The sequence below is a fragment of the Scytonema sp. UIC 10036 genome (assembly GCF_009725235.1).
The window spans coordinates 26265-35592 of record NZ_WJFC01000130.1 but is presented as its reverse complement, the minus strand read 5'-3'; the positions used below and the strand labels follow the sequence as shown (position 1 = coordinate 35592).

Below are 9328 nucleotides of genomic sequence, written 5' to 3'. Positions count from 1 at the left end.
GGGTTAGGGGTTAGGGGTTAGGGAAGAATTTACCCAGTCCCCAGTCCCCAGTCCGCAATCGCTAGTTATCCATTAAACAAAAGGAGATATAGCAGTTATGTTTGGACAAACAACAGTAGGAGCCGGTGGTATTTCTAGTGCGGGTAGCCGGATTTTCCGTTACGAAGTCGTAGGTCTGCGTCAAAACTCAGAGAACGACAAGAACAGTTACGATATACGCAACAGCGGTAGCGTGTATATTACTGTACCCTACACGCGCATGAACGAGGAAATGCAGCGCATTACCCGTATGGGTGGTAAGATTGTCAAAATTGAATCTTTGACTGCCGCAGAAGCCAACTAAAAGTCTATCAAAGTCTATCAATGATAGAACCCGGTGCAGAAGAGTATTTAGTAGAAAGCACGCAACCACTAACACCAGAGCAAGCAACTGCCAACCTGCGATCGCCAGATTTAAGTCTCCGCTACTACGCAGCTTGGTGGCTGGGTAGATTCCGAGTTAGGTCAACAGAAGCTGTAGATGCTCTGATTGCAGCGTTAGAGGATGAAGCCGATCGAACAGAACTTGGAGGTTACCCTCTGCGACGTAATGCCGCAAGAGCACTGGGGAAAATAGGCAACGTGAGAGCAGTACCAGCGCTGATTGGGTGTTTGGAATGCTCTGATTTTTACGTAAGGGAAGCAGCAGCCCAGTCTCTGGAAATGCTACGCGACCCTAGCGCCGCCACTCCGCTTATGCAATTGTTAGAAGGGGGTGTTGCAGCTGCCATTCAGGTACCTGGGCGTCCCCACCTAACCCAGCCATATGAAGCGGTGCTTGAAGCCTTAGGAGCAATTGGTGCTACTGAGGCTATTCCCTTAATTCAACCCTTTATCGAGCATCCAGTTCCAAGAGTGCAGTGTGCAGCAAACAGGGCAATGTACCAGCTCGCAAAAGATCCTCAATATGGGGAACATTTGGTAAAAGTGCTGAATGACAGTAACCTGCAATTGCGCCGTGTAGCCTTAGGAGATTTAGGAGCAATAGGGTATATAGCAGCCGCAGATGCAATTGCTAATGCCACTGTAGAGAATAGCTTCAAACTGATAGCCCTCAAAGGCTTATTAGAGAGTCAACTCAATCAGGAGTCCGAAGCATTGTCTCTAAGTGATGACGCTATTCGAGTTTTAAACTTGATGGATTCATTGTTGTAGGAATTTGTTAGTGGTTAATGGTTAGTGGTTCTTGGCTGCTAACAACTAACCACTAACAACCAACAACTAACCTTTGACCAATGACTAACATCCAAGAATTAATTCGCGCCGTTGCTGAAGCGGACTCCCCTGCGCGAATGGTAGCGGCGGTGCAAAAACTGGCAGCAGCAAAAGATCCGGTAGCAATTCCCACCCTAATCGCCTCCTTTGGATACAACAACCCAGGAGCAGCAGTAGCGGCAGTTACCGGACTGACAGAATTAGGAGAAATTGCAGTGCCACAGTTGCTGGAAAACATAGATGATTATAACTATGGCGCACGGGCTTACTCAATTCGCACTTTAGCTGCGATAGGTGATCCCCGCGCCTTAGAAGTGTTGTTAACAGCATCTGCTACAGATTTTGCACCCACTGTTCGCCGTGCAGCCGCTAAGGGGCTGGGCTTTTTGCAATGGCACAAGTTAGCCCAAAGCGATTGCACAACTGCACAAGTCAGAGCTATGGATGCCCTACTTGCTCTAACCCAAGACGGGGACTGGTCAATTCGCTATGCTGCCATTGTTGGCTTGCAAGCACTAGCAAAAATACCCGAACTCCAAAGTTCGATCGAGGTCAAATTTGAAGAAATGCTAGCTAGCGATCCTGAAAAAGCAATCCGCGCTCGCGTGCTGCTAGCACAGTCACCTGATAAATGACCAGTGACTAAAGAACGTCACTGAATACTGAACAATTTCCCAGTCTCCAGTCCTCTTTATCATAAAACAAGGTAAAAGTAAAGATGTCAATACCATTACTTGAATCCATACCAACCACGCAAAACCAGCGTGTTGAGGGCTATGAAGTGCCTAACGAAGACACTCCAATTCCTTACCGCTCAACAGACGCTATTTCAAACGCTGATATTGATGCCATAATTTGGGCAGGATACCGACAAATTTTCAGCGAACACCTCATTTTAGAGAGCTACCGCCAGCCCTTCTTAGAATCGCAATTGCGACATCGAGCAATTAACGTTAGAGATTTTATCCGGGGATTGGGTAAGTCTGAAGTTTATCGGTCACTTGTGGGAGACACCAACTCCAACTACCGCCTAGTAGACATCAGCTTCAAGCGCTTTTTAGGACGTGCTAGCTATGGTAAAGACGAGCAAATTGCCTGGTCTATTGTTATAGCCACAAAAGGCTTAGATGGCTTCATTGACGCCCTAGTAGACAGTGACGAATACCGCCAAAACTTCGGCGATGAGATAGTTCCTTTCCAACGCCGTCGCTTCAAAGACAGACCCTTCAACCTAGTAAATCCTCGTTACGCTGACTACTGGCGCAACCAGCAGTTATCAATATACTTGGGAGGTACGACTTATTACCAAGCAACCGTTTCAGGACAATCGGTACAAAGAGGCGTCCGTGGAGCCATTCCTTCTAACTTCTTAACAATGGCTGCAAGTATTGCTCCTGGTGGTTTAAGCTACCAGCGATCGCAAGACAGAGCAAGAAACTACATTGCCAACGTAGAGTTACCAGAAGCATATAGCCAAACAGCAGCCCAACCAACTGTAAAACCCACGAAAGTGAATTTACCTTACAGTTACATTCCTGGAAATAAAACAGTTTAGCTAATGGCTGATGGCTAATGGCTAATAGTAATCGATTAGCAATTAGCAATTAGCAATTAGCAATTAGCAATTAGCAACTAGCAATTAACTATGACAATCCCTTTACTGCAATATAAACCCAGTTCGCAAAACCAGAGAGTTGCTGGTTACGAAGTGCCTAACGAAGATACTCCCAGAATTTACCGATTGGAAGATTCTCCTTCTGATGGTGAAATTCAAGCACTGATTTGGGCGGCTTATCGACAAGTTGTCAGCGAACACGAAATTTTGAATTTCTACCGCCAGAGCAACTTAGAATCTCAACTGAAGAACCGTACCATTACTGTACGCGACTTTATTCGAGGGTTAGCTAAGTCAGAAGCTTACCGCCGTCTAGTGGTTGAGACAAATTCTAATTACCGTGTTGTAGAAGTGACTTTGAAACGGCTGTTAGGACGTGCGCCATACAACAAAGACGAAGAAATTGCTTGGTCAATTAAAATTGCCACTTTAGGCTTTGATGGCTTTGTTGATGCTTTGTTAGACAGCGAAGAGTATATAACCAACTTTGGTGAAAATACAGTTCCTTATCAACGCCGTCGCTTTAAAGACAGACCCTTTAATTTAGTCACACCTCGCTACGGTAATTACTGGCGAGACAAAGAGGAACAAGAGCGCTACAAGTGGGGAGATATCAAGAACTTCCTAGAAATGGCAAGTTCTATCAAAGTCACTCCAGTTAAATTCACACCAGTAAACACAACAAATATCAGAATTCCCGATACCACCAGGCAAACAAAGCCAGAGGGAATTCCTGTTTCCATTAGCCCCACTGCAAGTTTCCCAATTCGGTAAAGGGTTAATGGTCACCGGTCACCGGTCACTGGTCACTGGTCACTGGTCACTGAATGCGAGACAATAAAGAATGAGGATATTCCGCCTCTTCTATAAAGCCAGTTCTTTGTTTAGCATAATTAGTTTACGAGGAAAAACAGAGCATGGCATTGCCATTACTTCAATACAAACCAAGCAGCCAAAATCAACGCGTTAAGAGCTTTGGTAAAGCCGATCAAAACGAAGATACACCATATATCTATCGTTTAGAAGATGTTAGCAGTTACACTGACATTCAAAGCATCATTTGGGCAGGATATCGCCAAGTTTTTAGCGAGCATGAGATTCTTAGCTTTAATCGCCAGAAAAATATAGAATCTCAACTGAAAAATGGTTCGATAACTGTACGTGACTTCATTCGTGGTTTAGCTCAATCTGAAGCTTTTTATCGTTTGGTAGTTTCTGTCAATAATAATTACCGTTTGGTAGAAATCTGCCTCAAGCGCTTGTTAGGTCGCGAGCCTTACAGTAAGGACGAGGAAATTGCTTGGTCAATTAAAATAGCTACCTTGGGCTTTGTGGGTTTTATTGATGCTCTTGTCGATAGTCAAGAGTACACCGATAACTTTGGCGAAAATACTGTTCCTTACCAGCGCAAGCGTATGGAAGGACGCCCCTTCAACTTGGTAACTCCTCGCTACGGTGAAGATTTCCAAGAAGTAGCAGGTACCGTAACGACCGATTGGCGCTTTACTCTGGACAAATTCTACAGCCGCAAATCCCAAGAACGGCGGCTCCCAGAAGGCGATCCACGTAAATACCGCGATTTGGCAGAGTCTCTCAATACTAAAGGTAATTACGCTCAACGTATTTCTGCTTTTGACCTCGATTATCTCAGCTTAGTGCCTAACCGTGGCAGACGCTAAGATTTTTCTCTGAACACCTAAAACTCTATACTGGGTCTGGTAACCGTGTTTGTGCATTAGTTGGTTAACTTACTACGTTAACTGAGTGTTGCATAAAGCGGAAACCAGACCCATTGATTTTTTATTTCATCTACAGCAATTGCTGAATTCGCTCGCACTCTTGCTTCACACCTGCAGCAGGTAAACGATTGAGACGACTTTCCAACACAATCGGTATTCCGACAGGAAATTGGGCAATTTGCGATACCCACCAGGTTTGCGGTGTAATGCGGGAGTGGGTGTCGTGTCGTCCGTCGTTATCAGAGATATGAATTTCTAGAAGTCGTTCTGGTGTCATTTGTAACAATTGCAATTTTGCTTGCAGGCTGTGGTTCTGCCAAATGTTCAAGTGTGCTAAATCAATGACTATCTTGATTTCTGGGGCATCTTGGCAAAACTGAGTCACTTCTTCAGCATTGTCCAAAAGGTTCTGGGTAGTACTGGAGGGTAACATGGGATACATGGTTTCCACGCCAAGTACAATACCTCGCATTTGGCAAAGTTGATAGAGGCAATTAACGTTTTCTAAAAAGGTAGCATATGCTAGTGGGCGATCGCTGAGTGTGCTAAAGTTCCCACCATGCACCGAGTAGGCTGTGATGCCCAAACAAGCTAAGAAATCGGTCAATCTTTGGAAATAGTTCCAGTCTTGGGGTTGTGCCAGATTAAACGGGTGATGGCGATCGCCCCAAACAAAGGCGTGGTGGGCGCGATAAACCATCCCTTGCTGCCCAAAATCCTGGATTGCCTGTACTGCATCGGTATCGGGTTTAGGACCAATTGCAAGTTCAACACGACGAATTCCTGCCTGCCAAAACACAGTTAATGCCTCGCGGGTTGACACTCCACCATAAGCTGACAAACTGAGGTACAGTTCCATTATTTCTCTTGTGTTGATGGGTATATAAAGGTTGCAGTTCTAGGCTTGAGGGCAAACAGAGTCGTGGCATATCCCACAAGAAGACTCACTTCTTGAGTTAGCTGCATTCTTTCCGTCTCTGGGTATTCTATCTTTTCTAACAAATCTTCTACTTCCCCTGAGATATAGTAGTCAATTTGCTCTCTCAACGAAGACTCCCTCTGCTCGTTTAAGTTGTAGATGCGTTTGTAATAAACATAAACCTCACGCTCAGCCTTGCCAAGTTTTAATAACAGAGAATAGCTATACAAAATATGAGTGCGCTCATCATCGTAGGCGTCAGGGTCTTCATGCGTCTGGTAGTTGCTTAAACTCACTGGCAAATCAAGTGTTGCCAATAACCAGGTCGTGGGGTCATCTGCGATGGTAGCCCGATCTTTTTGCCTATACCAGTAGTCTCTGGGAGCCTTTTTCAACTCTTGCACAAAGGCACTGAATTCTGGTGTAGGCAAAAAACAACGGGCATCAGTGGCAAGGGCATCAATGATATCTTGCAGTTTTACCACCTGAGCTTCTAGCAGTGTCTGTTCCTGCTGGCTCAAGTCTTGCATGCGTTGCTCTACAAGTTGTTGTAGGGCTGTGATTTCTGGATCGAACTGACTAGCATGGTTTTGCACCAAGGCTTGGTAGCTGGAAAGCAGGGAATTAGAGTTTGCCATAATAACATTCCTCTTGGTTTTAGGTTGCAATTGCTGCCAACCTTTTAGTTCTTTTGTACTAAAATACCATTAGTTAATTTATTAGACAATTACTACGACTCATATCATGTCCGCTTGTATAACCTGAATAAAGCTCACGCAAAGACGCAAAGGCGCTAAGAAATTAAGTAACTTTTCCGCATGGTTATACTACAGGACTAGATATCGGAAGTTGGGATCGATTGTTTGATGAGCCATGCACTGAGTCATCTGTCATGCTCCAAATAAAGGCGTGGTGTGTTAGTTTTTTTGTGTTGATGAGTATACAAAGGTTGCAGTTCTGGGCTTGAGAGCAAACAAAGTAGCCGCATATCCCACCAGAATACTCAATTCCTCACCTAACTGAGTTCTTTCGCTCTCTGGGTGTTCTATCTCGCCGAGCAAGTCTTCGATTTCGCCGAGGATATAACAGTCGATTTGGTCTTCCAAGCACGGCTCATCCTGCTCGTTCACGTTGTATATGCGCTTGTAAGGAACTTCAATTCGACACTCAGCATTGCATAATTTTAAGAGCAGGGAATAGCTATACAAAATATGAATGCGTTCATCATCGTAACCGTCAGGGTCTTCATGCGTCTGGTAGTCGCTTATACTCACGGGCACATTGAGTGTTGCCAATAACCAAGTGGTGGGGTCATCTACGTTAATAAGCTCAGATTTTTGATTGTAGCTGTAGCCATGAGAAGGCTTTTTGAATTTTTGTACAAATGCAGTGAATTCTGGTGTAGGCAAAAAATAACGGGCATCAGTAGCAAGGGCATCAGTGATACGTTGCAATTCTATCATCTGGGCTTCTACCAATGTCTGTTCTTGCTGCTTCAGGTCTTGCATACGTTGCTGTACTAGTTGTTGCAGGGCTGTAATTTCTGGGTCGAACTGATTAGCATGGTTTTGCACCAAAGCATAATAGTTGGAAAGCACGGAATTAGAGTTTGCCATAACAATATTCTTCTAGATTGTTGTAGTTATTTTGTACTAGAATACAGCAGTCAATTCATTAAAACAATAAAGAGACCGCCTCCGTGGTCAGTTACTGCTAGTGTTGGGGCGACAGCAAATGTTTAGGATGGCTGTATGACAGATAAATTATCACCAATCGATGGTTATGATGATTTTTTGCGCTCCCTAAAAGAACGCATCCGCAATGCTCAAGTTAAAGCTGCATTATCTGTTAACCGCGAACTTGTGTTACTTTACTGGCAAATTGGATGTGAGATTTTGACCCGACAGCAGCAGAAAGGATGGGGTGCAAAAGTCATCGAGCAGCTTGCATTTGACTTGCGAAAAGCATTTTCTGATATCAAAGGGTTTTCTGCACGCAATCTTAAGTATATGCGGGCTTTTGCAGAAGCATACCCAGACGAACAATTTGTGCAACAAGTTGTTGCACAAATTCCTTGGGGTCATAATGTCCGTATTTTAGATCTTTGGATTTATACTGTTTATAGTTCCAATTTACGTAGTCAAATATAAACAGACTACTACACTTGGGTTTAAACAACACCTTTTTTATCATTGTCACGGTAGAACAAAGGTGTTATTCACCTTAGTCAGTTATCAAGACATTAAAAAATAAAGTTCTAGAATAAAGCGCTACATGGTCAGGCGATCGTTGAGATCGATTAAAATAAAGTTTTGGAATTTCAGAGCACTGTTGACACAAGCCAATTCAATGGTAGTACGAGCGAATATTTAGGTAGGTAAGGCGTTGAAATGACTACAGCAAGTCATTTGGTGCTAGTACAACGCGACATAAATAATCCATCAGTAGAATAGTTTTGCTGATTTTTTGTTCTCTATCCACACTGGAATATGCCTTTTCCAGATAGGTGTATCATCATAAATTAGTTCGAGCAAAACACCAAGGAATAAATTGTGTTCCCTTTTTTGCTTAATAAAATAATGCTCCTAACTACTTAACTTTAATTGTGCTGACTTATCTACTCTTGATTTTTCATGATTCATTCAAACGCCGTACATAAAAATGCCTTGCAAGTTATCCAAGAAAGTATTGGTATCTTGGTGAAATGGGCAAATGTTGAAGTAGCTCCACCTCTAGAAGTTACTGACAATCCTGTTGTTACCTGTATTAAAGAGATTCTACGCTGGCAATCTCAAGTTAATAAGTTTGTAACATTTCATTACAACATATCTATGAAGATCAAACTTTTCGTGTCGTTAGCACTTGGTAGTGCAATCGCGTTTGCTGGAGGAGATTATCGAATTATTTGTAACGACCTATAATGATAAATGCTCAAACTTGCGATCGAGATTGTGTTTTGGATATTGTGCTGGAGGCGGACATGGAAACGATAAAGTTACGAGCGCATATTGGGGCAGATGGTATATTGCAAATCCAAACGCCCACAGATTTAGAAGATACTTTTGTTGAGGTGGTGGTGGTTGTGCAGCCGTTAGCTGATACAGAAGTTGCAGTATCAAAAGAACCCCAAACACGTTATAACGCTTGGGGAAAGCCCACAACTAAAGAATCAATAAGTCATGCAATTACCTCTATGCAACAACTGCAGCGAGAAGTTGCGTTGGATAAAACGTCAATCCGCTCCATGATTGAAGAGGGGCGGAGATTTTAATGCAATTTGTTTTGGATTGTTCTGTAGCAATTAGCTGGTGTTTAGTGGATGAAAATAATGACTATGCGAATGCCATACTGGCAATGATGCCAGATTGTGAGGCATGCGGCTTATTTAGAACTAGCGCTGCGGTTGGGATAGCCATTGGCAACACTTGATACTCGACTTGCGGAAGCGGCTACGAGGTGTGGCGTGGAGTTGGTCGTTATTGATGAGGAAACGCTTTCTGGCGAGTAAATCATTAAATGAATAAAACTGGGTGGAGGATTTACCATAAATTTTGGCGCTTGTAGCGATCGAGCGGCGGTATATTAGCATTATTGCTTTTGAGCCAAAGAGTTCGTTGTATCTGGATGGAGTTTGGCAAATTCATTCAGTCGTTTACGAGTAATCACGTGCATGTGAAAACCCCTAATGTCCTAATGATTTTGTCATCTATCTAACTCATCTTCATATCTCTATGAGCGTATTTTAACATTGAGGCTAAAAACTCGCCCCATTAATTCTACCAGTCAAACCGCAGATAAATG

General features: G+C 43.4%; 13 protein-coding genes. 9 read left to right on the top strand and 4 right to left on the bottom strand.

Features of this window, described 5'->3' with window-relative positions; translation table 11 throughout:
• The first annotated feature begins 97 nt into the window (after positions 1 to 97).
• The 6 genes from F7734_RS40585 to F7734_RS40560 all read left to right on the top strand — a co-directional run bounded on the left by F7734_RS40585 (position 98) and on the right by F7734_RS40560 (position 4548).
• Positions 98 to 343, top strand: coding sequence for a phycobilisome linker polypeptide (locus F7734_RS40585; protein WP_155750072.1), 246 nt, complete (start codon positions 98 to 100; stop codon positions 341 to 343).
• Between the two features lie 20 nt (positions 344 to 363).
• A complete protein-coding gene (locus tag F7734_RS40580; RefSeq protein WP_155750071.1) occupies positions 364 to 1194 on the top strand; it encodes a HEAT repeat domain-containing protein in 831 nt (276 codons plus the stop codon).
• Positions 1195 to 1274: 80 nt separating this feature from the next.
• Positions 1275 to 1889, top strand: coding sequence for a HEAT repeat domain-containing protein (locus tag F7734_RS40575; protein WP_155750070.1), 615 nt, complete (start codon positions 1275 to 1277; stop codon positions 1887 to 1889).
• A gap of 83 nt (positions 1890 to 1972) precedes the next feature.
• Positions 1973 to 2809 carry a phycobilisome rod-core linker polypeptide gene (locus F7734_RS40570; RefSeq protein ID WP_155750069.1) on the top strand — a complete coding sequence of 279 codons (837 nt, stop codon included), beginning with the start codon at positions 1973 to 1975 and terminating at the stop codon, positions 2807 to 2809.
• Between the two features lie 90 nt (positions 2810 to 2899).
• Positions 2900 to 3643: a phycobilisome rod-core linker polypeptide gene (locus F7734_RS40565; protein ID WP_155750068.1), complete on the top strand. Its 744-nt coding sequence runs from the start codon at positions 2900 to 2902 to the stop codon at positions 3641 to 3643.
• 143 nt (positions 3644 to 3786) lie between these two features.
• Positions 3787 to 4548, top strand: a complete 762-nt coding sequence (locus tag F7734_RS40560) for a phycobilisome rod-core linker polypeptide (RefSeq protein ID WP_155750067.1) — start codon at positions 3787 to 3789, stop codon at positions 4546 to 4548.
• A gap of 130 nt (positions 4549 to 4678) precedes the next feature.
• Here F7734_RS40560 and F7734_RS40555 read toward each other — a convergent pair whose 3' ends face one another.
• From F7734_RS40555 to F7734_RS40545, 3 genes are all read right to left on the bottom strand, one after another.
• Positions 4679 to 5467, bottom strand: coding sequence for a TIM barrel protein (locus tag F7734_RS40555; RefSeq protein ID WP_155750066.1), 789 nt, complete (start codon positions 5465 to 5467; stop codon positions 4679 to 4681).
• Positions 5467 to 6165: a hypothetical protein gene (locus tag F7734_RS40550; RefSeq protein ID WP_155750065.1), complete on the bottom strand. Its 699-nt coding sequence runs from the start codon at positions 6163 to 6165 to the stop codon at positions 5467 to 5469. The genes F7734_RS40555 and F7734_RS40550 overlap by 1 nt, the downstream gene beginning before the upstream one ends.
• A gap of 279 nt (positions 6166 to 6444) precedes the next feature.
• On the bottom strand, positions 6445 to 7143 hold the full coding sequence (locus F7734_RS40545) for a hypothetical protein (protein WP_155750064.1): 699 nt from the start codon (positions 7141 to 7143) through the stop codon (positions 6445 to 6447).
• A 135-nt stretch (positions 7144 to 7278) separates the two neighbouring features.
• Here F7734_RS40545 and F7734_RS40540 point away from each other — a divergent pair, with 135 nt between their 5' ends.
• From F7734_RS40540 to F7734_RS40530, 3 genes are all read left to right on the top strand, one after another.
• On the top strand, positions 7279 to 7677 hold the full coding sequence (locus tag F7734_RS40540) for a DUF1016 N-terminal domain-containing protein (protein ID WP_243147353.1): 399 nt from the start codon (positions 7279 to 7281) through the stop codon (positions 7675 to 7677).
• A gap of 483 nt (positions 7678 to 8160) precedes the next feature.
• Positions 8161 to 8448, top strand: coding sequence for a hypothetical protein (locus F7734_RS40535; RefSeq protein ID WP_155750063.1), 288 nt, complete (start codon positions 8161 to 8163; stop codon positions 8446 to 8448).
• A 59-nt stretch (positions 8449 to 8507) separates the two neighbouring features.
• The gene (locus F7734_RS40530; RefSeq protein ID WP_155750079.1) at positions 8508 to 8798 is read left to right on the top strand and encodes a hypothetical protein; all 291 of its coding nucleotides are present in this window, start codon (positions 8508 to 8510) and stop codon (positions 8796 to 8798) included.
• Positions 8799 to 8918: 120 nt separating this feature from the next.
• Here F7734_RS40530 and F7734_RS62420 read toward each other — a convergent pair whose 3' ends face one another.
• A complete protein-coding gene (locus tag F7734_RS62420) occupies positions 8919 to 9116 on the bottom strand; it encodes a hypothetical protein (protein WP_155750062.1) in 198 nt (65 codons plus the stop codon).
• Between the last annotated feature and the right edge of the window lie 212 nt (positions 9117 to 9328).